The 26,250-nt window shown below is 64.4% G+C and carries 21 protein-coding genes; 9 read left to right on the forward strand and 12 right to left on the reverse strand.

The annotated features are described in order from the left end of the window. Positions 1-16: 16 nt before the first annotated feature. A complete protein-coding gene (locus tag ASE72_RS17925; RefSeq protein WP_156350656.1) occupies positions 17-382 on the reverse strand; it encodes a hypothetical protein in 366 nt (121 codons plus the stop codon). Between the two features lie 217 nt (positions 383-599). Further along, the gene (locus ASE72_RS17935) at positions 600-1,034 is read right to left on the reverse strand and encodes a pyridoxamine 5'-phosphate oxidase family protein (RefSeq protein WP_056024950.1); all 435 of its coding nucleotides are present in this window, start codon (positions 1,032-1,034) and stop codon (positions 600-602) included. 314 nt (positions 1,035-1,348) lie between these two features. Between ASE72_RS17935 and ASE72_RS17940 the strand changes: the two genes are divergently transcribed. The 3 genes from ASE72_RS17940 (at position 1,349) to ASE72_RS17945 (ending at position 4,608) form a co-directional block, all read left to right on the forward strand. Next, entirely contained in the window at positions 1,349-3,742 is a 2,394-nt protein-coding gene (locus ASE72_RS17940; RefSeq protein WP_056024953.1) for a glycoside hydrolase family 3 N-terminal domain-containing protein, read from the forward strand. Positions 3,743-3,826: 84 nt separating this feature from the next. Further along, entirely contained in the window at positions 3,827-3,991 is a 165-nt protein-coding gene (locus tag ASE72_RS20400; protein ID WP_156350657.1) for a hypothetical protein, read from the forward strand. Between the two features lie 101 nt (positions 3,992-4,092). Next, positions 4,093-4,608 carry a YciE/YciF ferroxidase family protein gene (locus ASE72_RS17945; protein ID WP_056025145.1) on the forward strand — a complete coding sequence of 172 codons (516 nt, stop codon included), beginning with the start codon at positions 4,093-4,095 and terminating at the stop codon, positions 4,606-4,608. Between the two features lie 190 nt (positions 4,609-4,798). On the opposite strand, the gene ASE72_RS17950 is transcribed toward ASE72_RS17945, so the two are convergent. From ASE72_RS17950 to ASE72_RS17970, 4 genes are all read right to left on the reverse strand, one after another. Then, a complete protein-coding gene (locus ASE72_RS17950) occupies positions 4,799-5,017 on the reverse strand; it encodes a hypothetical protein (protein WP_156350658.1) in 219 nt (72 codons plus the stop codon). A 728-nt stretch (positions 5,018-5,745) separates the two neighbouring features. Then, complete coding sequence (locus ASE72_RS17960; protein ID WP_327196498.1) at positions 5,746-7,053, reverse strand: Y-family DNA polymerase; 1,308 nt, start codon at positions 7,051-7,053, stop codon at positions 5,746-5,748. After that, entirely contained in the window at positions 7,014-7,430 is a 417-nt protein-coding gene (locus ASE72_RS17965; RefSeq protein WP_056024962.1) for a LexA family protein, read from the reverse strand. Before ASE72_RS17965 ends, ASE72_RS17960 begins: the two co-directional genes overlap by 40 nt. Before the next feature lie 63 nt (positions 7,431-7,493). Further along, entirely contained in the window at positions 7,494-7,697 is a 204-nt protein-coding gene (locus ASE72_RS17970; protein ID WP_056024965.1) for a hypothetical protein, read from the reverse strand. 135 nt (positions 7,698-7,832) lie between these two features. Between ASE72_RS17970 and ASE72_RS17975 the strand changes: the two genes are divergently transcribed. The 3 genes from ASE72_RS17975 (at position 7,833) to ASE72_RS17985 (ending at position 10,615) form a co-directional block, all read left to right on the forward strand. After that, a complete protein-coding gene (locus ASE72_RS17975) occupies positions 7,833-8,057 on the forward strand; it encodes a YozE family protein (RefSeq protein ID WP_235532442.1) in 225 nt (74 codons plus the stop codon). A gap of 472 nt (positions 8,058-8,529) precedes the next feature. Next, on the forward strand, positions 8,530-9,381 hold the full coding sequence (gene asd, locus ASE72_RS17980; protein ID WP_056024969.1) for an archaetidylserine decarboxylase: 852 nt from the start codon (positions 8,530-8,532) through the stop codon (positions 9,379-9,381). Between the two features lie 193 nt (positions 9,382-9,574). Further along, entirely contained in the window at positions 9,575-10,615 is a 1,041-nt protein-coding gene (locus ASE72_RS17985) for a cupin-like domain-containing protein (RefSeq protein ID WP_056024972.1), read from the forward strand. A 3-nt stretch (positions 10,616-10,618) separates the two neighbouring features. Here ASE72_RS17985 and ASE72_RS17990 read toward each other — a convergent pair whose 3' ends face one another. The 5 genes from ASE72_RS17990 to ASE72_RS18010 are packed head-to-tail and all read right to left on the reverse strand — an operon-like array spanning position 10,619 to position 18,321. After that, positions 10,619-12,361: a glycoside hydrolase family 9 protein gene (locus ASE72_RS17990; RefSeq protein WP_056024975.1), complete on the reverse strand. Its 1,743-nt coding sequence runs from the start codon at positions 12,359-12,361 to the stop codon at positions 10,619-10,621. Continuing rightward, positions 12,361-13,863, reverse strand: a complete 1,503-nt coding sequence (locus ASE72_RS17995) for a tryptophan halogenase family protein (RefSeq protein ID WP_056024979.1) — start codon at positions 13,861-13,863, stop codon at positions 12,361-12,363. Before ASE72_RS17995 ends, ASE72_RS17990 begins: the two co-directional genes overlap by 1 nt. Then, a complete protein-coding gene (locus ASE72_RS18000; protein WP_056024982.1) occupies positions 13,860-15,377 on the reverse strand; it encodes a tryptophan halogenase family protein in 1,518 nt (505 codons plus the stop codon). The genes ASE72_RS17995 and ASE72_RS18000 overlap by 4 nt, the downstream gene beginning before the upstream one ends. Further along, on the reverse strand, positions 15,374-16,777 hold the full coding sequence (locus ASE72_RS18005) for a tryptophan 7-halogenase (RefSeq protein ID WP_082446267.1): 1,404 nt from the start codon (positions 16,775-16,777) through the stop codon (positions 15,374-15,376). The genes ASE72_RS18000 and ASE72_RS18005 overlap by 4 nt, the downstream gene beginning before the upstream one ends. After that, positions 16,774-18,321: a tryptophan halogenase family protein gene (locus tag ASE72_RS18010; RefSeq protein WP_056024988.1), complete on the reverse strand. Its 1,548-nt coding sequence runs from the start codon at positions 18,319-18,321 to the stop codon at positions 16,774-16,776. The genes ASE72_RS18005 and ASE72_RS18010 overlap by 4 nt, the downstream gene beginning before the upstream one ends. Before the next feature lie 273 nt (positions 18,322-18,594). On the opposite strand from ASE72_RS18010, the gene ASE72_RS18015 reads away from it, so the two are divergent. Further along, complete coding sequence (locus ASE72_RS18015) at positions 18,595-21,861, forward strand: TonB-dependent receptor (protein ID WP_235532444.1); 3,267 nt, start codon at positions 18,595-18,597, stop codon at positions 21,859-21,861. Between the two features lie 101 nt (positions 21,862-21,962). On the opposite strand, the gene ASE72_RS18020 is transcribed toward ASE72_RS18015, so the two are convergent. After that, positions 21,963-23,117: an endo-1,4-beta-xylanase gene (locus tag ASE72_RS18020; protein ID WP_443024788.1), complete on the reverse strand. Its 1,155-nt coding sequence runs from the start codon at positions 23,115-23,117 to the stop codon at positions 21,963-21,965. A 172-nt stretch (positions 23,118-23,289) separates the two neighbouring features. Here ASE72_RS18020 and ASE72_RS19855 point away from each other — a divergent pair, with 172 nt between their 5' ends. Together ASE72_RS19855 and ASE72_RS19860 are read left to right on the forward strand one after the other, a co-directional pair. After that, a complete protein-coding gene (locus ASE72_RS19855) occupies positions 23,290-24,075 on the forward strand; it encodes an energy transducer TonB (RefSeq protein WP_162235498.1) in 786 nt (261 codons plus the stop codon). Between the two features lie 952 nt (positions 24,076-25,027). Next, complete coding sequence (locus tag ASE72_RS19860) at positions 25,028-25,927, forward strand: retropepsin-like aspartic protease (protein ID WP_082446270.1); 900 nt, start codon at positions 25,028-25,030, stop codon at positions 25,925-25,927. Positions 25,928-26,250: the final 323 nt, after the last annotated feature.

Genomic DNA, 26,250 nt, shown 5'->3' on the forward strand with positions numbered 1-26,250 from the left:
CGGTGGGGCACCTCGGCTATCCCCTCGTATACGCCGAACGCAAGATGGTCTGCGCTGGGGTGAAAGCAACATCCGGATAGCGGTGGTTGTCGAGCGGGGAACAGCCTTCCCTCTCCGCGCTGCCCCAATGCAGGACCCGGCGGGTCCGCGGCAGCACAATCGGCGCCTGCCCCGCAAGCAGGTCGGCGAACGCACCGTTGAGGATTGAAGTTGCGCGGATCGGCGCGGCATCGATCCGCGCCATGAACGCGCGCCGCAGATCGAGATTGCGGTTGCGCCCCGGCGTCGTCCTGGTGAAGTCGAGCGCATAGTCGGACGCGATGACGCGCGGCACCCCGGCGGCGAACGCTGCGTCGACCAACCGGGTCTGCAGCCCGAGCACGACCTCCGCCAGTCCGTTGACCGCCGACACCACAAACGCTGCCCCAGCTCACGCGGCTGTGAGGCATGCCGGCTCGGCGAAATCGACCGCGACGACTGTGACGCCGGGCGGGAGCGTATCGTGCCGCGCTCCCTTCCGCACCAACGCGTTGTCTATCGCGCCGTGGCCGACCAGCGCGTGCGCGATCCGGTCAGGACGATGGGCGCCGTGGCGTCGGTCAAACCGCAACTTCGCCTTCGTCGGTGCCATCCCAGTAATGCACCCGCACCGCGTTGACCTCGATCATCACGAGGCCCGGCGTATCAACGCCTTGTGGAAACCAGCGCTCGAGATCGGGCGTCCAGTGTTCGGCAAACGCCTGTTTGTCGCGCACGATCTTGCCTGCGCCCTCGACCGCGACGAACAACGGCGGCTTGCCCAGCAGCCCGCTGCGTCCCTGGAACGACAGGGCGACATGTGGATCGTTCAGGATGTCGGAAACGGTGCGCGCATCGTCATAGCTGAAGTAGTAGCTATCGCCTTGCCACTCGACTTCGCCATTGTTGCTCATCGGCCGGGTCGCGAGCTGGCCGCCTTCGGTCCGCGTCGTCAGCATCGCAAAGTCGATCTTGCCCATCGCCTTGGCGAGATCCTGCAAAGTCATGTCGGTCATCAGGTCTTCCCTTCGGGTTGCGAAACGTGTGCCCAAGCGGACAACGTCAGAACTCCCGGATCGAGCCGGCGTAGCTCACGTCGACGACGAAGCTTTCGCATGCGGTCCATTCGAACATCGGCGGGGAAACCCTCGGGCAGGGGGCCGCTCGTTTATCCCATTGCGGGTCTCTACCGTCATCGAGAAAACGAGCAGAGTCAGAAAGCCTGACGAGTTGACGGGATTCGTCCGCACCGATATCCGATAGCGCTACCAAAAGCGGGCGGCGGTCGATGCCGAATGCCCCGGGGAGAGAGATTGTGATCGATCGCGTAATGCCCGTTCGCCTGGCACTTGCCTGTCTGCTGGGGACGGCTGCGACCGGAACGCTCGTCGCGCAGACCCGCGTCGACCGTCCGACATCGGCCCAGCGCATGCCGTACAAAGATCCCTCTCAGCCAGTCGCCGCGCGCGTCGAAGACCTGCTGCGACGCATGACGCTGGAGGAGAAGGTCGCCCAGATGATCGGCATCTGGGAAAAGAAGAGCGATATTCAGGACGCGAAAGGCGATTTTTCGTCGCAGAAGGCTTCGCGCGCCTTCCCGAACGGCCTGGGCCAGATCACACGTCCATCGGACAAGCGCGGCGTGACCGTCAGCAACAACGCCGCCGGCGTTGCCGCCGATGCGGTGAACCGCACCGCTCGGGAAACCGCCGAGTATGTCAACGCGGCGCAACGCTGGGCGGTCGAGCAGACCCGGCTGGGCATTCCGATGATCATGCATGAGGAAGCATTGCACGGCTATGTCGCGCGCGGCGCCACGAGCTTTCCACAGGCGATCGCGCTGGCATCGTCGTGGGACCCTTCACTGGTCGAGCGCGTGTTCGGCGTCGCCGCCCGCGAAATGCGCGCCCGCGGTGCCAATCTCGCGCTCGCCCCTGTCGTCGACGTCGCCCGCGATCCCCGCTGGGGCCGGATCGAGGAAACCTATGGCGAGGACCCTGTGCTGGTCAGCGAAATGGGCTTGGCCGCCATTCGAGGGTTTCAGGGTACGACCCTGCCGTTGCAGCCCAATAAGGTCATGGTCACGTTGAAGCACATGACCGGCCATGGTCAGCCCGAAAACGGCACCAATGTCGGCCCGGCGAATATTTCCGAACGGACGTTGCGCGAAAACTTCTTCCCGCCGTTCGAACGTGCCGTGAAGGAATTGCCGGTTCAGGCGGTGATGGCATCCTACAACGAGATCGATGGCATCCCGAGCCATGCCAACAAATGGCTGCTCGAAGACGTTCTGCGCCGCGAATGGGGGTATAAGGGATCGGTGGTCAGCGACTATTTCGCGATCAAGGAACTCAACACGCGTCACAAGCTGTACGGCACCGACATGGCCGCCGCCGGCCGTCGCGCGCTCGACGCCGGGGTCGATATGGAACTGCCCGATGCCGAGGGCTGGGCGACTTTGGCGCAGATGGTCAAATCCGGAAAGGTGCCGCAGGAACAGGTCGACAATGCGGTTCGCCGTATCCTGACCATGAAGTTCCAGATGGGGCTGTTTGAAAACCCGTACGCCAACGCCCGCACGGCCGAAGCCAGCACCGCGACGCCCGACGCGATAGCATTGGCTCGCGAGGCCGCCGTCCGCTCAATGGTGCTGCTCAAAAACCAGAACAACCTCCTGCCGCTCGACCCGGGCAAGGTCGGCAAGATGCTCGTCGTCGGCACCCACGCCCGCGACACCCCCATCGGCGGCTATTCGGACGTGCCCAAGCATGTCGTCAGCGTGCTGGAGGGCATGCAGCAGGCGGCACAGGGGCGCTTTTCGGTCGATTATGCCGAGGGCGTTCGCCTGACCCGCAGTCGTCAATGGGCCGCCGACAAGGTCGAACTCGTCTCGCCGGCGGAGAACGCCCCGCTGATGGAGGAAGCCGTGCGCAAGGCAGCGCAGGCGGATACGATCCTGCTGGTGCTGGGTCAGAACGAACAGCTGAGCCGCGAGGCCTGGGCCGACCAGCATCTGGGCGACCGACAGAAGCTCGACCTGATCGGCGAGCAAAACGCGCTGGCCAGCCGTCTCTTCGCGACCGGCAAGCCAGTGGTGGTCGTGTTGCTGAACGGCGGTCCGCTCGCCGCGACGTATCTGGAGGCGAACGCGCCTGCGATCGTCGAGGGTTGGTATCTGGGTCAGGAAACCGGCAACGCCGTCGCCGATGTCGTGCTCGGCCGCGCAAATCCCGGCGGCAAGCTGCCCGTGTCTATCCCGCGCAGTGAGAGCCAGCTGCCGATCTTCTACAATCACAAGCCAACCGCACGGCGCGGCTATCTATTCGAAAGTACTTCTCCGCTCTACCCGTTTGGCTACGGCCTGTCCTACACCAGTTTCGACGTCGGTGCGCCGCGGCTCACCAAATCGACGATCGGTCGCGATGAAACGGTGCGGGTCTCGGTTGACGTTGCCAATACCGGCCGTCGCGCCGGGGACGAAGTGGTCCAGCTCTATGTCCGCGACGACCAAGCGACGGTCACCCGGCCGGTGCTCGAACTGAAGCACTTTCAGCGCGTGACGTTGCAGCCGGGCGAGAAGCGGACGATGACGTTCGACCTGAAACCCGCCGATCTGGCCTTCTGGAACGCCGAGATTCATCGCGTCGTCGAACCGGGCACGTTCACCATCAGCGCGGGAAACAGCTCAACCGCGTTGAAGACAACTTCGCTGACAGTTCGCTGATTGCAAGGGTGAGACAAATCCGGCCGTGCGGCGCCTGAGTAGATGTAGTCGCTTCAGCTTCCCGCGCGCGGCGGATAGGCGATCATGCCTTCACAGACGCTGCCGCCGCGATCCGGCATTGTCACTCCAGACGTGCTCAACGTTCCCCGCCGCGCCAGCACGGCGCAACTGTTCGCGACAGTCGCGCTGGCAGCTCGCGATCTCGCTATGAGCACCAGCGCAAAGCCGGCGTCGATCGGGCTTGCGTGAAAGCTGCGCTGAACCGGAACGAAACTTACCCCGGAGTCGGCGCGTTTCGGCGGTACCGGAGCAGTTTGCTTCGCGGCTATCCGCTCAGCGAGGACATTATCATGGGCCTGTTTTCCAAAGACATCGTGACGTTCGACGACCTGTTCCTGCATCAGCTGCAGGACGTGTATTACGCGGAAAACCAGATCACCAAGGCGTTGCCCAAGATGGTCGACAAGGCAACGGCGCCAGCGCTGAAGCAGGGTTTCGAAACACATCTGCGTGAAACCGAAGGGCAGATCACGCGGCTCGAGCGCATCTTCGATCTGCTCGGCGAGAAGGCGAAGGCGGTGACCTGCCCGGCGATCGACGGCATCATCAAGGAAGCCAACGAAGTTGCCGGCGAAATCCAGGACAAGGCCGTTCTCGATGCCGCGCTCATCGCCTCGGCACAGGCGGTCGAGCATTACGAGATCACCCGGTACGGGACGCTGATCGCCTGGGCCAACCAACTTGGCCGCGCGGATATCGCCGCGATCCTCAAAGAAACGCTCGATGAGGAATATGCGACCGACGACAAGCTGACCGCGATGGCAACGTCCAGCGTGAACCTCAAGGCGGAAGCGGTCACCGCATAAACGATACGGCGTCGGGGGGCGATGCCCCCCGACCATTGCCAGCATCCATCAAAGAAACGCCCGCTGCAGCCTGCGGTTGTTTGGCCAAAGACACGGCGCGCCGGAATCGGAGCATGAAGGCGTCAGCTGACGGCATGAACGCTGCGGCATTTGCCAGCGGAACGACGCGCGCCATCGCACACGAGCGGCCTTACCGAACGCCGAACCCCGTGGAACTGTGCTCCCCGTCGTCCGTGCGCTCGCGACCGGCAAGGACGTTCTCCAGTTCGGACAGCGAATGCGGCACGTCGATGTGCTGCGCTCCCAGATACAGTCGCGATCCCTCGGCCTCGGGGACCGCATGAGTCAGCTTGTCGATGTCGACGAGCGCCTTGCCTGCAGGTAGCATTTCGATCTGAACGAACCGCATCGTGATCTCCCGTCTTGTCCCGATCATCACGAACGCACGGCAGTGACGAACGGCTGCGCCCGAAAGCGGCGTCGCGCGTTGAACAGGCGAGGAGATGACCATGATCGACGATCCGAAGACCGACGACGCGACCCCGGCCGATGAGGCAGAGGAGATGGAAAAGGTACAGGAAGACGCTGCGAAGGAGCGGGAGGAAAACGGCGGCTACCAATAGGCGATACGAACGGCGGCAATCATTCACCGGCGACGGGATTGCCGTCAATTTCTCCCACGAGGAAGATCAACCGTGATCTGGCTTGAGGACCGGGCGCTTGGTCTGCCGGCGGGTTAGGACTTCGACAACCCAGCCGTTTCCGGATCCGTCGTCTGAATAACTTTTGTGGGTGCCTCGTAGCGGAGCGTCCACCGAGGGTAGCCTTCCGGGGAAACCTCAATGTCGGGCACCCCGACGGGATCGGATCCAGTCTCTACCCAGCCCGCGCCGTGACACCGGTCGCAAGCAGTGCGCTTGGAGCGAAAGCTGACGACATCAATCTCGGTATTCCATTGGCCTCTGCCTTGGCAGACGGGGCACATGGCATCCAGGCTACCTCTGCGAGGCTGCAGAGGGACGATGTCGAAAGCGTGCGGGCTGTGCGGGCCGTCGCAATACACGATGTTACTGGCGTGACTCATCTTTGCCTCTTCGGTGTGAACCATAGCGAACGCAAGGTCGCACGCCGTCGACGCTATCGTGCACGCACCGTCGGCACCTGCGCTATGTCCGTCGTCCAGCACGGCGACCGCATCTCCGACCGCATCTTCCATTCACGTTTGAACCCCTGCGATGCCGTCACTGCGCTCCACGTGCCGAATCTGCCGTTGATCGCATCGAGCGCGCCCATCAGCCGATCTCGCTTCGCCGTGTCAGCTTCGAACAGCGTGCGCGGCCGATCATCTTCGGGCAGCAGGTCGTCGAGCATGATGCCGGCCTTCGTGTAGGCATAGCCATCCCGCCACGCCTTCTCCGCGCCGCGCCTGGCGGCCGCGATCAATTCGAAGCTATCGTTCGTCATCGGATGAAGTGTCACCATCCTTGAAGCGCCGTATTGCGGGCGATCCGGCCTGTGCTTGTTGGTGTGGAAGAACGCCGTCAGCCGGGCAGCGACCAATCCGTGCGATCGCAGCTTCTCGCCAGCGCGGAGTGCGTATTGCGACAGCGCACCCATCATCCGTTCGAAGTCGCAGATAGGCGTCCCGAACGATCGGGTCACCGCCATGCCTTTTCGTCGCGGTTCGACTGCCTCAACCGCGTTGGACGGAACGCCGCGGAGTTCCGCGACCAGTCGCTCCAGGACGACCGTGCCGACGGCGCGTGCCTGCTTCATAGGCATGTCGCGCAGTTCGCCCGCGGTATGGATGCCAAGACCGATAAGCTTGCGTGCCGTGGCACCGCCAACGCCCCACACGTCCCCGACCGCAAAAACCTGCATCACATCGCGGCGCGTGCCCTCTTCGCGAAGATCCGCGACGCCAGCGAATCTCGGGTCCTTCTTGGCCGCGGCGTTGGCCAGCTTGGCCAGCGTCTTCGTCTCCGCGATGCCGACGCAGGTGGGGATCGTCGTCCACTGCTGAACCTGGGCACGCATCTTGTGAGCATGTGCGACGAGATCACGGTTATCAAACCCCGCCAGGTCAAGGAATGTTTCGTCGATCGAATAGATCTCGAAATCCCGTGCGAACGGCGCGCAGGCGGCGATCACCCGGCGCTGCATATCACCGTAGAGCGCATAATTTGACGAGCGGACCTGAATGCCGTGTCGCCGGACCATGTCACGCAGGTGGTGGATCGGATCGCCCATCTTGATCCCGAGCGCCTTTGCCTCGGCGGATCGGGCAATCGCGCAGCCGTCGTTGTTCGAAAGGACGATGACCGGGACGCCGACCAGGCTGGCGTCAAAAGCACGTTCGCAGGATACGTAGTAGTTGTTGCAGTCGATCAGGGCGATTGGCGTGGTCATGCCATCTTGCGTGCGACGCCGACGACGGTGCCCCATATCTCCACATGCTCGTCGACCAGGATGTCAGCGAATCCGTCGGCTTCAGGCACCAGCCAGTGACGGCCGTCGACGAAGCGCAGGCGCTTCAACGTCCTGTCGCCGTGCACGAGTGCGACGACGATTGCCCCGGCCCTTGGCTGCTTGGCGCGGTTCACGACGATCAGATCGCCGTCATTGATCCCGGCGCCGGACATGGATCGACCATCCACCCGCATGATGTAGCTCGCTGCCGGATGCTCGACCAACCACGCGCCGAGATCGATCGGCTCCTGCATGTCGTCCTGCGCAGGCGACGGAAAGCCGGCCTGCGTATGCACCAGGAAAAACGGCACCTCGCACGGCACGAGCGCGAACGGGACATCGTGAAGTCGCACCGGATCGTCACGTCGGTTCAGTGGTACAACGACCGGCCGGCCTTGGGGGATTGCGGACATAGCCTAGAGGATCGCCACGAAAAGAAGCTGCTCGTGCCGGGCAGCCAGAACTGACCGCGCGTCCTGCGCTGCACCGACGGCCTGCCGGTACTCCGCGGTGGCGAACCGCTCGGCGTCATCAAAGCTGAACGTTGCGGTGTCCGCCGAGGCATATATGTTGTCGTAGACGGCGCGCGCAGCCGCTCTCAGCCGCAGATCGTGCTGCATGTCATTGCTCCCATCACTGTCGGTCCGCCCGTCGGGGCGTGGCCATAGCTACGCGCACTGCCGCCTGATTCGCAAGAACATTGCAAGAACATCAGTCTGATGCGATGGCAGTCTGACGATTCGGAGGACGCGAAATTGACCGACACTGACGAACCCTCGCTGGCGTTTGGCCAGTGGCTGATGACACAGAAAGATCGATCTGACCTTGTCGGACAGCTTGCGGCCGGCGCTGCGGTCGATCGCCGGTTTCCTCGGACCGGCGACCCGGAAGCCGTCCGCAAGCATCTCAGCGCGATGCAGGCGGAAGGCGACATGTTTGCCGCGGTCGACGATGCCGAGTCCGACTGGCTGTCCGCTTGATCGTGTAATCCTTACAAGGAGGGGGCGACTTGCAATACCGATCGTTCGCATCGTGCCACGGAGTCTCCAACACCTTGGCCGGCCCGCTTCGCGCTTGTTCCCCTTGTCGCTGAGGCGGGCCGTTAGACAGCCTTGGGCGGAACGGTTCTTTTGACTGGATGCGACGATCGCATCGGGCACGGTCTGCGTGCTGCCCTCGTTCTCCGGAAGGACGTGTTGTTGCTCCACGCGTTGCCCGAGCAACCGCCCGTCTAATCCGCAAATATCGTCGATATGCACTGTTCGGGTTCTCGCGGCAGCCGCTGCGAGCCCGGCAATTCGTTGAACACGACCGCCCATGCTCGCCATACGAGAATTCCGCGTTCATATCCGGGTGCACGCTGGCTCAGGGGCTTTCGGAAGTAGGCTTGTGAAGCGCTTACGTAACGAGAAGTGATCGTTACCTCCGCTGGCCGCTACTCGAGGGTTAGAAATGTTCGATCGCTTTACCGTCCTGTTGCAATATGCGCTGCCCAAGCAACGCCTGACGCTAGTGGCTGGTCGTATCGCCCGGGCGCGCGGCGGTGCTATGACCACGCGACTGATCCGCTGGTTCGTCGCACGATACGGCGTCGATATGAGCGAAGCCGAAAATCCCGACATCGCCAGCTACGCGAGCTTCAATGACTTTTTCTCGCGGCCTCTCAGGAAGGGAATTCGCCCACTGGCACATGCGGATTTCGTCTGCCCCGTAGATGGCGCGATCAGCCAAGTTGGCGCGATCGACGATCATCACATCGTGCAGGCCAAGGGACATCGGTTTACCACGACCGAACTGATCGGTGGAGACGGAACGTTAGCAGCGAAGTTCCGTCATGGCAGTTTTGCAAATCTTTATCTGTCTCCACGTGACTATCACCGTCTCCATATGCCGTGCGCGGGCAGATTGATAAGCATGCGCTACATCCCGGGCAGTCTGTTTTCGGTGAATCCCGTCACAGCGCAAGGCGTGCCGAATCTGTTTGCACGAAATGAGCGCCTCGTTTGCGTATTCGAGAGTTCGGAACACGGTACATTCGTCATGGTGCTGGTCGGAGCCACCATCGTCGGAAGCATGGCTACTGTATGGCACGGGGTCGTTAATTCCAGGCGTACCGGGACGCCGACGGAATGGCGCTATATCGACAAGAAGATTGCTTTCGAACAGGGTGAAGAGATGGGGCGCTTCCTGCTCGGCTCAACGATTGTGATGCTATTCCAGGAGGCGACGCTCACCTTCAATGAAAGCTGGATACCAGCGCGGCAGGTCCAGCTTGGCGAAAACATGGGCGATCGCCTGATTTGAACCTTCAGGCTGGGCAAGCGCATTCGTCCACGTAATCAATTTGCACCGAAATGAGCGACTGGCGGGTGTTCGTAAGTGCTCGCACGATCTTCGATGCTGCCGCTGACCGACGGAGGGTCTGCGTAGTCGCAGCTCGTTTGACGCGGGCTCAAACGCAATATGGCGCAGCGCATTATCCTGCTATCGCAGCAGGATGACGATATCGCATCCTGCCCCCACCGATGCCCGTGTCGAGGAGCGCGCCGCGGTCGACGCCGCCACCTTTGCCGCCGAGATCGCGGTGCGCGACGCGCCGATCGTGTTGCGCGGTCAGGTTGCGCACTGGGCAAGCGTCCGCGCCGCGGCGGGTGGCGATCGCGCGACGGCGGCGTATCTGACCGGGCTTGGCGATGGCGGCAAGCCGATGGAGGTGCTGATCGGCGGCCCCGAGTTCGGCGGCAAGTTCTTCTATCGCGGGGATAACCTGGAGGGGTTCAACTTCCACCGTGAGAAGGCGCCGCTTGGCGTGTTGCTGAGCGAATTGCTGCGCTTGTCGGGTGTTCCCGAAGCCGAACGGCATGTCCTCTACGCGAACGCGGCAACCGCGCCCGAGCATCTGCCGGGATGGGCGGCGGCAAATCCGCTCGACCTGCCGATGGGCGGGGCGACGCCACGGTTGTGGATCGGCAACGGATCGCAGACCGCGACGCATTATGACGGGTCGACCAATCTTGCCTGCGTAGTCGCGGGCGAGCGGCGGTTCACGCTGTTTCCCCCCGATCAGGTCGGCAATCTCTATTTGGGGCCGCTCGACCGGACGCTGGCAGGCCCGCCTTCGAGCATGGTCGATCCGCTCGCGCCCGATCTCGAGCGGTATCCGCGCTATGCCGAGGCGCTCGGTCATGCGGTGGTCGCCGATCTGGGGCCGGGCGATGCGATCTTCATCCCTGCGATCTGGTGGCACCATGTCCAGGCGTTCGGGACGCTGAACGTGCTGTGCAACTATTGGCGCGCCTATGATTCGAGCGTGTCGGCGTTCCATGCGGTGGTGCACGCGATGATGGCGGTGCGCGACCTGCCCGCGGCGGAGAAGGCGGGGTGGCGCGCGTGGTTCGAGCATTATGTCTTCGCCGACGAGGCGACAGCGGCGGGCGATCATTTGCCCGCGCCCGCGCGCGGCGTGCTCGGGCCGGCTAGCCAGGACCGGACCGAGCGGATTCGCGGCTATCTGCTGAAATCGCTCCAGCGCCGTTGAGCGTCAGTCGCTGTCGAGATAGGCGGCGACCCAGACGAGCGGCGCGTTCCAGTTGATCGCCACCTCGTTCAGCGCATAGGCGTTGATGTCGTCCGCCCAGCAGCGTTGCGGCGCGCACCGGCCCTTCAGTGTCATGGCGACCGGATCGACCATCGCGCTGCTGTTGGGGCCGCCCGACACCACCCCCGGCGGCGGCGGTGGCGAGGATGCCGACAGCTGATGCGCCCAGAAGCGGTGATGCGGGTTGGTCAGCGGCTTCCAGCCGGTCCCCGAGACATAGGATTGGCCCAGCGGATTGCGGCCGAGGATATAATCGGCCGCATCGACGACGCCGGCGCGGTAGCGCGCATCGCCGGTGAAGCGCTGTGCGAGGCCAAGCAGCATCGCGCGGTTGAGGATGCTGGAATTTGAGCCCCAATTATAAGTTTGCGAGGCGTAGGGGATGCGGTAGCCGGTGCGCGCGGTTTCGGCGAGGAAGCCGTCGGCGGCGGCGACGATCGCTGCACGCGCACCGGCGCGGATCGTCGCGGGAACGCCGCTTGCGGTCGCGAGCGTGATCATGCCGAGCGGCGCGACGCTGGCCCAGCCGGGTTCGCCCATCGCGCCGGTCGGCAGCGCGGCGCGGTAGGCTGCATCGCCGGTCGTCGCGAACAGCTCGGCTGCAGCCCAGGCGCGTTCGTCGTCGAGCGTCTCGTCGCCATAGCCGCCGCTGCCGGTGAAGCCCTGCGCCGCGAAGATCGCGGGATTGCGCTCAGCCGCGGTCCAGGCGGCGCGCGCTGTGGCCAGGCACCGCGCGGCGAAGGCGGGATCGATCGGCCGCCAAAGCCGCGCGGCCTGCGCTGCAACCGCGGCCAGGTTCAGCGTCGCCGCGGTCGAGGGCGGGTAGAGGCGCCGCGGTTCCTTGTCGTCGGCCGGTGCGGTCGGCAATGTCGTCCAGCGCGCGTCGGCAACCTTGTAGTGCGCCATGCCGCCCGCATCGACTGGTGTAAGTGCAAGCCTGCCCGAGCGATCGTGCGGCCCGACGGGAAGCGCGACGCGGGTGCCCGTGGGGACCTGCATCCGCAGCATCCACTCGATCTCCCACCGCGCTTCGTCGAGCAGGTCGTCGCGGTGGTTGCCGGCTTCCGGCAGCCGCGCCTGACCGTCGGCGAACACGCGACGCGCAAGCCCGGTTTCGTAGAGATTCTGCAGCGTCCACACCGCGATGCCGCCGTTGACGACATATTTGCCGTGGTCGCCCGCGTCGTACCAGCCGCCGGTGACATTGAGCGTATAGGGACAGCGGGACCAGACATTGCCCTTCTCGTCCGCTCCCGAAAAACAGGCGGCTACCTCGCGCGGGTGTCCGGCCGCGCGCGCCCAGCGGGCACCGGCCCAGCGCGCGTCGATCGGCGTGCCGGCGCGCTGCTGGTAGAAGAAGTTGAGCGCGTTCAGCGCAAGCGGGGCGTAGACGTCGCGGCCGACGCGGAAGCGGCCGCTTTCGGTCCCGTCGACGCGCAGCCGGTAGTTGCCCGGGCGGGTGAGCGCGGTGAAGCGCGAGACATGGACATGATCGCCTGACGCCGCGTCGTCGCCGCCGACTGTGGTGCGCCCCGTCAGCACGGTCTTGCCGGCGTCGTCGACCACGACCCATTCGAGCGGCGACGTCGCCGCATCGGCGACGATCGCAAGCTTGGGGTCTTCCGGACGGAAGCCGAGCTGGTTGAGGTTGATGACGGCCGCGGCAAGGACAAGGGCAATGGGCATCAGATTGTCCTGTCCTGACCCAACCGTGCCAGCGCGTCGGCATGGGGGGGCAAGTGCGTCAGCGAGGTGGCGACGACGCGTTCTATCTGAGCGAGACGCTTTGCCGCGATGGCGATCGGCAGCGCGTCGCAGATTGGGTCATGGCCGGTCACGGGTGCGTCCTGTCCGGTCAGCAGCGCGAGCCAGCTGACCTCGTTGAACAGCTCGTCCGCTTCGCGGAAGATGCGTCCGCCGGCGCGGAACAGCGCGAGCTTTTCGGCGAGGCCATCCGGGATCGGCGCCGCCGCGCGCTCGCGCCAGAAGGGTTCGGTACGGGCATTGAGGTGATAATGCGCGACGAGGAAGTCGCGGATCCGGACGAACTCGCCGGTCATCGTGCGGTTGTACCGGTCGACGATCGCCGGGGCAGGGGGACCGCCCGTCGGAAGCATCCGCAACAGATGCTGAAGCCCGCTCTGCACCAGATGGATGCTGGTCGATTCGAGTGGCTCCATGAACCCCGCCGCCAGGCCGAGCGCGATGCAGTTGCCGGTCCAGAACCGGGTCCGATGCCCGGTGGCGAAGCGGATCACGCGCGGGTCGGCCAATGCCTCACCCTGCAGCCCTGCGAGCAGCGTCGCGGTCGCCTCGTCGTCGCTGCAGTGGCGGCTGGAAAAGACATGCCCGTTGCCGGTGCGATGCTGCAGCGGGATACGCCAGCGCCAGCCGGCGGGTTCGGCGATCGCGCGCGTGAGTGCGAGCGGCGCGGCGTCGGCGGCCGAAGGGACCGCGACCGCACGATCGCACGGCAGCCACAGCGACCAGTCGGTCCAGCCCGCCTGCAGCGCGCCCTCGATCAGCAGCGCGCGAAACCCCGTGCAGTCGAGGAACAGGTCGCCCTCGATACGACTGCCGTCGGCGAGATGGACCGCGGCGATTGCGGCGGGGCCACGCTCGACGCGGTCGACCCGGCCCTCGCGTCGGACGACGCCGTGCGCCTCGGCCTGCGCGCGCAGGAACGCGGCGTAGCGGCCTGCGTCGAAATGATAGGCATAGCCGATCCGCGACAGCGGTGAATCGCCGTTCGCGATCGGGCGCGAGAAGCGGCCGGCTTCGGCGGCGCGGGCTTCGAGCGAATAGGCGCCGAGCGCTTCGGCGGCACCCGCCTGGCGCGCGCGCAGCCACTGCGCGGCGAACGGCACGCCGGCGATATCGGTCCCGATTTGGCCGAACGGATGGACATAGGATTCACCCGGGCGCGTCCAGCCCTCGAAGCGGATCCCGAGCTTGTAGCTGCCGCCGGTCGCGCGGAGGAAGGCGTCCTCGTCGATCCCGAGCATCGCGTGAAAGGTTCGGATTGGCGGGATCGTGGCCTCGCCGACGCCGACCGTGGCGATCTCGTCCGATTCCACGAGCGTCACGCGCGTCCCGGCCGGGCCCAGCAGTCGGCCGAGCGCGACCGCGGCCATCCAGCCCGCGGTGCCGCCGCCGACGATCACGACCGATCCGAGCGCGGCCGTCATGCGCGCACCCGCGTCGGGCAGGTTCGCGCGATATACTCCTCGTGCCGCGGCATTCGCGATGCGGCGTCGGCGAACATCGCGCGCAACCGGTTGAACCGCGCATCGACGTCACGCGCGTCGACCGCATCGGCGAGCCGGTCCCAGCCCTCGGGAACGATGCCCTGGCCCAGCAGCACCGCGACCCAGCTCGCCTCGGCGAACAGATCATCCTCCCAGCGGAACAGCCGTCCGCGGCGACGCCACAAGGCGATCTTCTCGCTCAGGCTGTCGGGGATCGGCCGCGCACGCATCTCGCGCCAGAACGGCGAATCCTCGCGGCGGGTCGCATGGTAATGGAGGATGAGGAAGTCGCGGACCTGGTCGAACTGCGTCGCTGCCAGCCGATTATAGGTGTCGATCTCGACCGGCGAGAAGCCCTGGTCGGGAAACAAAGCGAGCAGTTTCGAGATGCCGGTCTGGACCATGTGGATGCTGGTCGATTCGAGCGGTTCGGTAAAACCGGAGGCAAGGCCTAGCGCGACGACGTTGCCGATCCACTGCTTCCGCCGCCGTCCCGCGGTGAAGCGCAGCAGGCGTGGTTCGGCGAGCGGGGTGCCGTCGACCCCGGCGCGTAGCGTCGCTGCGGCCTCGTCGTCCGAACAATGCGCGCTGCTATAGACATAGCCGTTGCCGGTGCGGTGCTGCAGCGGGATGCGCCATTGCCAGCCGGCCTCGCGCGCGGTCGAGCGGGTATAGGGGGTGATCGCCGCGCCGGCGTTCGCGGTCGGCATCGCAACGGCCCGGTCGCACGGCAGCCAGTGCGTCCAGTCCTCATAGCCCGCGCCCAGCGTCTGCTCGATCAGCAGGCCGCGGAACCCCGAACAGTCGAGGAACAGGTCCCCTTCGATGACGCGGTCGCCGGCCAGCATGACGTGGCGGACATGGCCGGTCTCGCCGTCGAGCGCGACATCGACGACGTCGCCTTCGACGCGCACGACACCGTCGCGCTCGGCGCGGCCGCGCAGGAAGCGTGCATAGAGGCCCGCGTCGAAATGATAGGCGTGCGCCATCTGCGACAGCACCGACGCCGGGTCGGGCGAGGGGGGCATGAACCGTCCCGCGCGCGCGGCGACCGCGCACAGTGAATAGGCCTCGATATCCTCGACGACCCCGGCGGCGCGGCGGCGACGCCAATATTGGTGGAAGCGCACACCCTCGATGTCGAAACCGAACCCGCCAAAGGGGTGCAGATAGCGCTCGCCAGGCGCACCCCAGTCGAGGAACTCGATCCCGAGCTTGAAGCTCCCCGCGGTCGCGGCGAGGAATTCGGCTTCGTCGATTCCCAGCATCGCGTTGAAGCCGCGGATCGGCGGGATCGTCGCTTCACCGACGCCGACGGTGCCGATCGCGTCGGACTCGATCAGGGTGATGCTCGCCCCGGTCGGGATCAGCCGGGCGAGCGCGGCCGCCGCCATCCAGCCGGCCGTACCGCCGCCGACGATGACGATGCGGCGGACGGGGGCGCCGATCGTCATGCGCGCGCCCGCAACGCGGCCATCGCCTGCGCATAAGGGGGAAGCGCGCGGACCTGCGCGATCATCCGCGCACGCTGCTCGGCCAGATGCCGCTCGATCGTCGCCAGCGGCACTATGTCCGCGCGCGCATCGTAACGGCGCGGCATCAGGCCCATCGCGTCGAACATCACCGCCCAATCCTCCTCCTCGAACACTTCGTCGTCATACATCGGCAACCGCCCGCGCGCCGCGAACAGATCGTATTTCGCGGCCAGTGGTCCGGGTAGCGATGCCGCGCGGCGGTCGTCCCACAGCGCGCCGGCGCGACCGGCCACGGCATAGTGCGCGATCAGGAAGTCGCGCGCGCCGTGTAACGCCGCGGCTGCGGTGCGGTTGAAGGCGGCGGCTTCGACGGGTGCCTGCGGTCCGTCGGGCCAGAGCTGGATCAGCTGCGCAAGCGACCGCAGCAGCAGCGTCAGTGCGGTCGGGTGCAGCGGTTCGAGCAGGCCCGCGGCGGCGCCCAGCGCGACGCAATTGCCCCGCCATGGCTCGATGCGGCGCGCCGCGCGGAACGGCTTGCCGGTTCCGCCAACGCTGCACGTCAGTCGCACATCCGCGCCGTCGAACGGCCAGGTCGCGGTCCACCCCGCGTCCTGCGCGTCTACCTGCGTATAGGGCGGGGGGGCGCCCTGCGCGGGCACCGTCTCGGCATGCGTGCGGTCGCAGGGCAACCAGCCGGACCAGTCCTCGGACGCGGGGCTGGTACGGCTGGCGATGCGCGCGTCGGTTCCCGAACAGTCGAGGACGAGCCAGGGTTCGATGCCGGTACCGTCCGCCAGTGTCAGCCTCTCGACGATGCCGTTCGCTGCGATCTCGGCATCGACGAACTCCGCGGACGCGCGTTCGGCCCCCGCCCGCAGCGCCGCCTCGCGGAGCAGCGCTTCATAGGGCGCGACGGGCAGATGCAGCGCATGCGCGATCGGCGCCCCGGGTGCGAACCGGCCCGCCTGCGCGGCGACCGCGGACAGCGCATGATCGGCCAGCCGGACCGGGTGCCCCGCCGCGCGCAGCCGTCCGACGAGCTGGTGAAACGCGATGCCTTCGAGCGGCGCACCGGTCTCGCCATAGGACAGGAACGCCGCCGCGCCGTCGGCCCGCCAGCCGCCGAACGCGACGCCCAGCGCATGGCCGCCGCCCGTCGTCCGGACCAACGTCGCCGCGTCGAGACCGAGCTCGGCGTGGAAGCCCGCGAGCGCGGGCGGCACCGCGATCACCGGCGCGAAATCGCCCAGGCCATCGTCGCCGGTGCCGTCGTCGATCACCACCACGCGGTAGGACTCGCGTGGCAAGCGCCGCGCCAGCGCCGCCGCGGCGATCCAGCCGCACAGGTTCGCGCCCAGCACAGCCACCGTAGCCGTCACGCGGCAGCCCCGATCCCTGCAAGATAGTCCGCATGCGTCGGCATCCCCTCGGCGGTGCGGCGGCAGGCGTCGGCGACGGCCGCGACACGCGCGCGCGAGTCCGCGGCGGGCAGTGCGGCGACGAGGGGGTGGATGCGTTCGGGCATGATTCGCTGGCCATAATAGACCGCGAGCCAGCTTGCGGGCAGGAACATGCCCTCACGATATTGTTCGACGATGCCGCGATCGCGAAAGGCGGCGATCTTGCCGGCCAGCGAGGGGGGCAGGTCCATCGTCCGCATGTGGCGCCAGAACGGCGTGTCGTCACGCTCGGTCGCGCAATAATGAAGAACCAGGAAGTCGCGGACGCGGTCATATTCCAGCGCCATCGCGCGGTTGAATTCCGCGGCATCCGCGGGGTCGAGCACGGCGTCGTTCGGGAACAGCTCGATCAGCTTGCCGATGGCCAGCTGGATCAGGTGGATGCTGGTCGATTCAAGCGGCTCGAGGAACCCCGCCGAGAGGCCGATCGCTACGCAATTGTCGATCCACTGGCGGTTCCGACGCCCGGTGCGGAATCGCAGCATCCGCGGCTCGGCCAGCGCCTCGCCCTCGAGATTGTCGAGCAGTACCGCGCGTGCGCGTTCCGGATCGGTGAAGCGGGTCGAGAAGACATGACCGTTCCCGGTGCGATGCTGCAGCGGGATCCGCCATTGCCAGCCGGCGTCGCGCGCGGTGGCGCGGGTATAGGGAACGAGGGGGCCGGTGTTCGCCGTCGGGACCGCCCATGCCGCGTCGCAGGGGAGCCAGTGCGCCCAATCCTCGTGTCCCGCCTTCAGGGCGCCTTCGATGAGCAGGGCGCGGAACCCCGAACAGTCGACGAACAGATCGCCCTCGATCCGCTGTCCGTCCGCCAGGCGAAGCGCCGCGATACCGCTCGGGCCCCGTTCGACGTCCTCGACGCGACCCTCGATCCGCGTGACGCCACGGGTTTCGGCATAGTCGCGCAGATACGCGGCATAGAGCCCGGCATCGAACTGATACGCATAGGAATAGGTCGACCCGACCGATCGCGGATCGTCGAGCGGCGGCGTGAACCGCCCGGCTCGTGCGGCAACGATCGGGAGCGAGCACGCGGCGAGTCCCGGCGTCTCATCCGGCTTGCCCCGGTTCGCGTGGAGCCAATGCTGATGGAACGGCAGCCCGTCGACGTCATGGCCGAAATCGCCGAACGGATGGATGTAACTGTCGCCGATCCGACCCCAATCGCAGAACTCGATGCCCAGCTTGAACGTCGCCTTGGTACGCCGGACGAAATCGGCTTCGTCGATACCCAATCTTTGATTGAAAAACCGAATGTGAGGGACCGTGGCCTCGCCGACACCAACCGTCCCGATCTCCTCGGACTCGACCAGCGTGATATCGGCCAGGCGTCCCGCTGCGCTCGCACCGGTCGTAAGGCCGAGCGTAGCCGCAGTCATCCAGCCTGCGGTACCGCCACCAACGATGACGATGCGTAGCCTTGCACGTCCGCTCAATCCCGCCTCCCGATATGTTGCATTCATACAACAAGCCTAGCAAAACATTAAAAAAATGTAAGATTCGCTCTAGGCCTTACTTCCTCCTATCGCTACCAAACATTGTAGAAAAACAGCGCCAGTTAATGATAGCGCTAACAAAAAGAGGGGATGTCGGGAGCAATGGCCAAGTTCGAGATCACACGCGTCGCGCGTCGGGGAACCCTCCTGAAAGGTGGTGCTTCACTGCTGGCGCTGTGCCTGGCCACTGCGCCGAATGGCGCTTTGGCCCAGCAGGCCGGTGCTACAGCTGACCAGGCGATGCCGACGCCGAACGCTGCAAAGCGTACCGCACCTTCTGAACGTGCTGCGGGAACGGTGGCCGGGGCGCCGCAAATGGGCGCGGCGCAGCCATCCGCGAACGGGCAGGTGCCCTCCGGCGGCGCCGAAGTGACGCAGGCCGAGCAGGCGACCGCGACGCCCCAGGACGAAGCCGCCGATCAGGACATCGTCGTCACCGGCATCCGCCAGAGCCTGCAGAGTGCGCAGGCGATCAAGCGCAATTCCGAAGTCGTGGGTGATTCGATCTCGTCCGAAGATATCGGTGCGCTGCCCGACCGTTCGGTCACCGAAGCGCTGCAGCGCGTGCCTGGCGTGTCGATCAGCCGCTTCTCGGCCGGCGCCGATCCCGATCACTTCGCGACCGAAGGTTCGGGCGTCACCGTCCGCGGCCTCAGCTACACGCGATCCGAGATCAACGGCCGCGATTCGTTCAGCGCGAACAACGGCCGCGGCTTGTCCTTCGCCGACGTGCCCGCCGAGCTGCTTGGCGGCGTCGACGTGTTCAAGAGCCCGTCCGCCGACATGATCGAAGGCGGCATCGGCGGCTCGGTCAACCTGCGCACGCGCCTGCCGTTCGATTCCACCGGACTGGTGTTGGGCGGGACGCTCGAGAACAATTACGGCGATTTCGTCAAGAAGTCGGCGCCGACCGTCTCGGTTCTCGGCAGCAATCGCTGGGAAACTGGCATTGGCGACTTCGGCATTCTTGCCAGCTTCGTGCGTTCACAGGTCCGCAGCCGCGCCGACAGCGTGCAGATCTCGAACTGGGGCGAGCGTGTGATCGGCGCCGACGGCTCGCTGTTGCAGCCGGTCGATGCGACCACCGGCGTGGTCAACACCGGCCGCACCGTCTACGTGCCCCGCGGCGCGGCGATCCGCAGCCAGGAATTCAACCGAACGCGCTATGGCTATTCGGCCGCCGGCCAGTGGCGCAGCCCTGACAAGTCGATGACCGCGACCGCGCAATTCCTGCGGACCGACTCGCGCGAGGCATGGACGGAGAATTCGATCGAGGTCGCGACCGACAACGTGCTGACCGCGGGCGATTCCCAGCCCTTTCCCGGCACCAGCTTCACTTATGATGACGACAACGCCTTCACGAGCGGCTTGATCACCGGACCGAACGGCTATCGTGCGGACCAGGACCCGGCAAACGGCGGTGACCAGCGCACGCCGACCAACGGTCTTCAAAGCAACAATATTTCACGCGGCAATAATTCGCGATTCCGCACGAACGATGCGAGCTTCAATCTGAAGTGGCAGGCGACCAACCGGCTTGGCATCAATCTCGATTATCAGCATGTCTGGTCGCAGGTGAAGGTCACCGATCTGACCGTATGGGGCACGTCCTATCAGAATGCCGACATTCGGCTCGACGGTACCAACCCCGCCTATGTGAACTTCGTGCCCGTTACGAATACGCCGAACAACTACCAGAACGCGGCGCACCCGAGCTACCTCGACGCGTACAACAACTTCTATCGATCGGCGATGGACCATATTGAAGACAGCAAGGGCAACGAGGATGCAGCGCGCATCGACCTTGATTATTCCTTCCCTGAAGACAGCTGGCTGACCTCGGTTCGCGTCGGCTATCGCTTCGCCGACCGGCAAAACGAAGCCCGTTCAACCGGCTACAATTGGGGCGTGCTCAGCGAGATCTGGGGTGGCGGCAATAATCAAACCAATGCGGCCGCTCCGACCGGACCAGGTGGCCCTGTCTGGTTCGATCGCCCGATCGATGGCAATCCCGTCACGCGTAACGAGGGTAATCTCGGACCGCAGCAGGCGTTTCTGTACGACAATTTCTTCCGCGGCCAGGCGAACGATGCGTCGAACGGTGGGCGCGTGTTCGTACCGGGATCATTCCTCCAGAATTACGACACCGCGACTCAGGCGATCAGCCAGATCGCGCAGGAATGGCGCACCTTCACGAGCAACCTTTCGGGTGCCGAGGGTTGGGTCCCATTGGCCGGCCGTGCCGGCGTCATTGCCGGAACCCCGTTTCTGCCGGGCGAGATCAACCCGGTCAGCGAGCGCAATAATGCAGTCTACGCGATGGCGCGGTTCGGGAACGATCTGTCCAATGGGTGGAACCTGAGCGGTAATCTTGGCGTGCGCTACACCAAGACGCGACGTGTCTCCTCAGGGTTCTTCGCGTTCCCGCAGCAGGCGTTTAATTGCCCGGCGTTGACGCCGGAAGAGGTCGCCAATGGAGGTGTCCCGTCGCGGTTCTGCTCGTTGCCCCAGGCGGTGCGCGACTCCGCCGTTGCATTCCAGAACGGATCGCTGGCCCCGAATGACGCGCGGCTGACCTATGATTACTTCCTGCCGAGCTTCAATGTGAAGCTGGCGATGGGCGGCGGTTTGCAGTTTCGCGCGGCCTTCACCAAGAGCGTCGCACCGCCTGATTTCGGGCTGACGCGGTCGTTTTATAATATCAGCCTGAACACAAGCGATCAGACCATCGCATTCAACGGTTCGCCCATCGCGAATTTTCAGGTCGGCAACCCATATCTGAAGCCGGTCCGCGCCGACAATTACGACCTGACTGCGGAATGGTATTTTTCGAATGTCGGCCAGCTCACGCTGTCGCTCTTCAAGAAGGATCTGTACGGCGTACAGACCAACAGCCTGCAGCGGCAGAGCTTCACCAACAACGGCGCGACCTTCGATGGGATCATCACCACCCCGCTGAATTCGACCGAGACCGGTCGTGTAAAGGGCTTCGAGGTCGGATATCAGCAGACCTTCGACTTTCTACCCGGGGTGCTGAGCGGTTTCGGCCTCGCCGCGAACTTCACCTATGTGAAGTCGTCGGGAGTCTCGCAAGAAAACCTCGACGAGAACGATCCCAACGTCGCGGCTGGGATTATCTCTAACGTCGACACCAGCGGACTGCCGCTTCAAGGTTTGTCGAAATATCAATTTAATATCGCGCCCTTCTATCAGCGCAACGGTGTGGAAGTCCGTGCCGCCTATAATTGGCGGTCGAGGAATCTCCTGACGATCCGCGACGTGATCGCTCCGAACGCCCCGGTGTACGCGGAAAAATACGGGCAGCTTGACGCATCGATCTTCTATGCAGTGACACCGGCAATCAAGATGGGGTTCCAGGGCGTCAACCTGACCAACTCGATTACGCGAACATCGTACGTAATCAACGATGATCTGCTGACGCGGCCGCGCAACTGGTTCATCGCGGATCGCCGCTTCACCTTCTCCATTCGCGCGTCGTTCAGATAAGCGCGACAGGGTTGGTCGGTTCGGCCGACCCTCCCGATCAGCCTCCCGTTCTCCCCCTGGGCGCCGCGCGTTAACCGCGGCGCCCATTTTTTGTTATCGTGTCAGGCGCGGTGTGGGGCGGCGGCAAGCGCGGCGGCGATCGCCGTGTACATGGGTTTGGGCTTGAACGCGGCGTCATAGGGGCAGGGGCGGCGGCGTGGCTTGTCCTTGCGCGGCTCGAACCCTTCAATCCAGCTATAGCGATCGGTCATTCCCCACAGCAGCACGTCGCGAAGCTGCGGATAGGCGAGCATCACGTCGAGGTAGCCGCGCGTAAAATCCGCCACCGCTCGGTCGCGAACTGCAACGTCGGCGGGAAGCGAATTGTCGCGTACGTCGAGCTCGGTAATCACCAATCCATAGCCCATCGCGGTCACCTCATCGAGGAAGCGGCGCCACTCGCCCTCCAGCTCCGCGATCGTCGCACGCGCATCGATCCCTTGTGTGACCAGGTGCGACTGCACGCCTAGCGCATCGACCGGCACGCCCCGCGTCTTGAACCCTTCGAGCAGCTTGAGAACCCCTGCGCGGTGCGTGGCGTTGCCGGGCTCCCAGCTCATATAGTCGTTATAGACCAGTTGTGCCTGCGGCGCGGCGCGGCGCGCGGTGCGAAAGGCGAGGTCGAGCGTTGCCTCCGGGCTACCCATCGCCCGCGACAGCGCGGTCTGGTACAAGCTCGCATCCTTGGGATCGACCGCCTCGTTGACGACGTCGTAGCTCCTGATCCGGCTGCCGTAGCGGCCACACACGGTGCTGACATGATCGACCAGGAGGCGTTCGGCTGCACGCGCGGGGGTCGCACCAAAGTCGTGTGTTTCTTCCCAGCGCGGCATCCATTTCGGCTGATGCCACAACAGATTGTGCCCGCGGACCGGTAGCGCGTTGGCGTCCGCCCACGCCATCATCGCATCGAACCGCGCAAAGTCGAACTGGGTCGCACTCGGACGCAGCGCCTGCCACTTCATCTCGTTCTCGGCGACCAGCAGACTACAGTCGCGCATCAGCAGCGCGGCGTAGGCCGGGTTCGCAAACGAGCCGCGATCGGCACCCTGAGCGCCCCAGGCGAAACTCGATCCCATCCGCATGCCCTTCGCCGCAGCGAGCTGCTTCAGGCTCCTCGGTGCGACCTCGGGCTCGCTTGCAGCGCTGCCCCGTGCCCCCACTAATACGGCAAGACCTGCAAGCATCGACAGCCCGCTGCGACGTGTAATATCCACAAGGCATCCTCTCTTTTATGATAGCGCTAACGCTGGCGATTTCTTGGGATGAGGTCAATCCGGACGCGGCAGCGTACCATGCAGACCTACGACGTGCAGGCCATTGTTAACGGGCCTGAAACGGCATTACTCTTTCGACGTACGCAAGTGGTCAGGGGGCAACGGGATGATTGTGGCATTTGCGGTGGCGGCTGCCGTCTCGACGGTAAGCTATAGCCCGGTCGGCAAATGGACAATGGACTACCAGCAGGACCTCTGTCTGCTGACGCGGCCGTATGAATCGAACGGGACCAAAGTCACCCTTGGGTTCAGGCAGGCTCCGGGCGATTTCCAGACCGAGGTCATTATATTGTCTGCCGACAGTCCGGACGAAGCGCTCAGGGGTGGTGGCGTTATCATGCGTCCCGACCCCGCTACAACGATAATAAGCATGGGCGTCAGCCTCAGGATTCCCGGGGGTCGTAAGCGGGTGTTGCGGTTCATGGCGCCACATGCGCAAATCGTCGGGTTGGGATCGCAGGTCGGGCTGACGATCGAAGAACTGGGTCAGGGCGCGATGACGTTCCCCCTCGACCGCGCGGATAAGGCGCTGCGCGCGCTCGTGACCTGCGAAACCGATCAGATCAGATCATGGGGTGTCGACCTGTCGCAGATGGCGGTGACGGCCAAGCCAATCGGCGATGTCACGAAATGGTTCGTCTTCCCACTCCAGGCTGCGCACAACCGGCAGGATGGCGACACCACCGTCCGCTGGAGCATCGACACGAAGGGCAGGGTGGACGGTTGCACGATCGTGCGTTCGAGCGGCAATCCGGTTCTGGACAGTTCCGCCTGCAAGCAGATCATCAAGCGTGGCAAATACCAGCCGGCGATCGGTAAGGACGGCAAGCCGATGCGCTCGCTCGAGACGCGGTTGCTGATCTGGTCGTTGGGCGGGTGGCCAAGCCAACGGCGTTAATTCGCACGTTCATACACTTGCGGAGATCGCCGCTCAGCCGCACTGGCCGAACGGCAGATCCTCACGAGCTAGGCTGCCGCACCCGCAGACCCGAGCGCATCTTGTGGAGAGCAGTTCGCGTTAGACTGACAGCACCGCCACCACCCCTTGGATTTACACCCAAAGTTCCGATTAGGTCGTTGGGTTCCCATAACCGCTCCCCGAAAGTGCGCGTGCTTGGAGCCGAACGCCGCCGCACGGTTTCCGCACAAATCGCTGGCCGTGGTTTATGCCGCGTTAAGCCGCACCCTAATATTGCGGACTGCCTTTGCTTGCAGCTGAATGGCAAAAGTGGTGGAAACCGGACCGGCCGCTTTTGGGCAACGATTGCGAGAAGCAGCCGTCCGTTCAGACGATGAGGCAGGGGCTGAACCCCCGGTTACAGACTTTCCTCGGACTTCGCCCTTACGGGCAGGCAAACCACAAGATTGACGTCGGATAAAGGAATGCGGCGCTAGTCTAACCAGAAATTGCCGCGCTTGACGGAATGCGACATGCGACGCCCCATTTGTAGCACCGGGCGCCTCACGAAGCATTGATTTACTGCTTGTCCGCCGATCTCCGCTGCTTAGCGATGATATGGTGCCCCCTACGGGAGGGGAGCCTACTTGATCGAAGTAACGAATTAACGTCGTTCTCGACCCGCCGGTTTAGCCACGCTGTACCAGTCTGCTGTACCAGCGGTTGATGATTTACGTTATGTAGGGCTCGTCAGCCGCATGGGGAAGGGCGAAGCCACTCGGCGATTTTCTAAAGTTTTCGAGGTTGCATCGTCATCTACGTCCAAGTTTTCTGCTGTGGTCTCACACGCGGAGCGCACTTACCATAATCCACTTTTTAATGACATTCGCGCCGTGCTCGCGGCAGATGTTGATAGTCCGACCGGAGCGGTCGCTAGCGGCTAAGGAAACCCATGAAGATGCTGATCGGCTCGTTGGTAGGCGCTCTCTCAATTACGACAGTTCACGCCAACGATCAGCCAGCTGCTCGCCTTCCATTGGTCCAATATGGCCGTGGCATCGCTGCCAAGGTCGAGATCGGTGGAAAAGAGCGCCTGTTTCAGGTTGATACTGCAGGGGGCATGACGGTGGTGACGACAGCTACGGCCAGAGCGATCGGGTGCACACCGTGGGGGCGTATCGTCGGCTTCCATATGCGAGGTGCCCGCATCAGCGGGGCGCGCTGCGACGAAGTTCGTTTGCGATGGGGTGGCCTCAGCCTGAGCGCGCCTACGGCGCTAGTGATTGACGTCGGTAGCCCGGACGCACCGCTTGACGGATTGCTGGCACTTGACGCATTTGCTGGCCGAACCGTCACGATCGACTTCGCCCGGATGGAACTGACGGTTGAGACCGAAGCCAGTGCCCGCAAACGCGTCAGCAGCGCAACTGAGATAAAGGCTCACCTAGCGCGCGAAGTCGGCGGGATCGCATTGTCGGCGTTTGTTGAGGTGCCGGCGCGTCATGGACCCTTGCGGCTGGAATTAGACAGCGGCAACACTGGACCAAACCTTGTCTCTCGTCCTCTGCTAGGCGAGGTAGGGCTCAATCCAGTCGGCAGCGGTGGCCAAATGGCAACGCTACGGCTCGCAGACGGCGTCTCGATCACCGGCCCGATCTACGGTCCTGATCTAGTGATCGACGGTAATCTCGGTATGTCGTTTTTGAAAGATTGGGTGGTGACGATAGATTTAGCGGCGGGTCGCGTCTGGCTACGACGTAGCGCGGTTTCACCTCCGCACGGTCTGGGTGAACTTCCACCGCCTCCCACCTCGGAAATGTCAAAGCCGGCCGATGTTTCTGTCGTAAACTGACGATGATAGACCCCGATCACTAGGCGCAATCTCCGCGCAGATCCGTAGCCGAGATCGTCGCTTTTTGCGACGGGGTATCGTCCTGATGCTGCGGCCTTTCTTAAAATAGATGGTGATTGAGAACCGAAAGCTTTTCTCGAAAGCATCCCGGTTGCCGCTATTTAGCGCCCGTTCTGCACGCTGTTTCGCCAGCGATCCCTGCCCTGAAAAGACTAAAATGCCCCGGCGGGAATGCGCATGACGACAAGGGCTGACCAAGGCGCCAAGTCTGGCTAACACAGGTTCTGCTCCCGGACGTGCATGACGTCGTGAGCGTCGAGATG

The organism is Sphingomonas sp. Leaf20 (genome assembly GCF_001421535.1).
In the GTDB taxonomy this organism is placed as follows: Bacteria; Pseudomonadota; Alphaproteobacteria; order Sphingomonadales; family Sphingomonadaceae; genus Sphingomonas.

What these genes read in the sequence shown, in the direction of transcription:
- ASE72_RS17935 (WP_056024950.1), bottom strand. Translation starts at nt 1,034, where the DNA reads ATGACCGACATGACTTTGCAGGATCTCGCCAAGGCGATGGGCAAGATC.
- ASE72_RS17940 (WP_056024953.1), top strand. Translation starts at nt 1,349, where the DNA reads ATGCCCGTTCGCCTGGCACTTGCCTGTCTGCTGGGGACGGCTGCGACC.
- ASE72_RS20400 (WP_156350657.1), top strand. Translation starts at nt 3,827, where the DNA reads ATGCCTTCACAGACGCTGCCGCCGCGATCCGGCATTGTCACTCCAGAC.
- ASE72_RS17945 (WP_056025145.1), top strand. Translation starts at nt 4,093, where the DNA reads ATGGGCCTGTTTTCCAAAGACATCGTGACGTTCGACGACCTGTTCCTG.
- ASE72_RS17950 (WP_156350658.1), bottom strand. Translation starts at nt 5,017, where the DNA reads ATGCGGTTCGTTCAGATCGAAATGCTACCTGCAGGCAAGGCGCTCGTC.
- ASE72_RS17960 (WP_327196498.1), bottom strand. Translation starts at nt 7,053, where the DNA reads ATGGGGCACCGTCGTCGGCGTCGCACGCAAGATGGCATGACCACGCCA.
- ASE72_RS17970 (WP_056024965.1), bottom strand. Translation starts at nt 7,697, where the DNA reads ATGCAGCACGATCTGCGGCTGAGAGCGGCTGCGCGCGCCGTCTACGAC.
- asd (WP_056024969.1), top strand. Translation starts at nt 8,530, where the DNA reads ATGTTCGATCGCTTTACCGTCCTGTTGCAATATGCGCTGCCCAAGCAA.
- ASE72_RS17985 (WP_056024972.1), top strand. Translation starts at nt 9,575, where the DNA reads ATGACGATATCGCATCCTGCCCCCACCGATGCCCGTGTCGAGGAGCGC.
- ASE72_RS17990 (WP_056024975.1), bottom strand. Translation starts at nt 12,361, where the DNA reads ATGCCCATTGCCCTTGTCCTTGCCGCGGCCGTCATCAACCTCAACCAG.
- ASE72_RS17995 (WP_056024979.1), bottom strand. Translation starts at nt 13,863, where the DNA reads ATGACGGCCGCGCTCGGATCGGTCGTGATCGTCGGCGGCGGCACCGCG.
- ASE72_RS18000 (WP_056024982.1), bottom strand. Translation starts at nt 15,377, where the DNA reads ATGACGATCGGCGCCCCCGTCCGCCGCATCGTCATCGTCGGCGGCGGT.
- ASE72_RS18010 (WP_056024988.1), bottom strand. Translation starts at nt 18,321, where the DNA reads ATGAATGCAACATATCGGGAGGCGGGATTGAGCGGACGTGCAAGGCTA.
- ASE72_RS18015 (WP_235532444.1), top strand. Translation starts at nt 18,595, where the DNA reads ATGCCGACGCCGAACGCTGCAAAGCGTACCGCACCTTCTGAACGTGCT.
- ASE72_RS19860 (WP_082446270.1), top strand. Translation starts at nt 25,028, where the DNA reads ATGAAGATGCTGATCGGCTCGTTGGTAGGCGCTCTCTCAATTACGACA.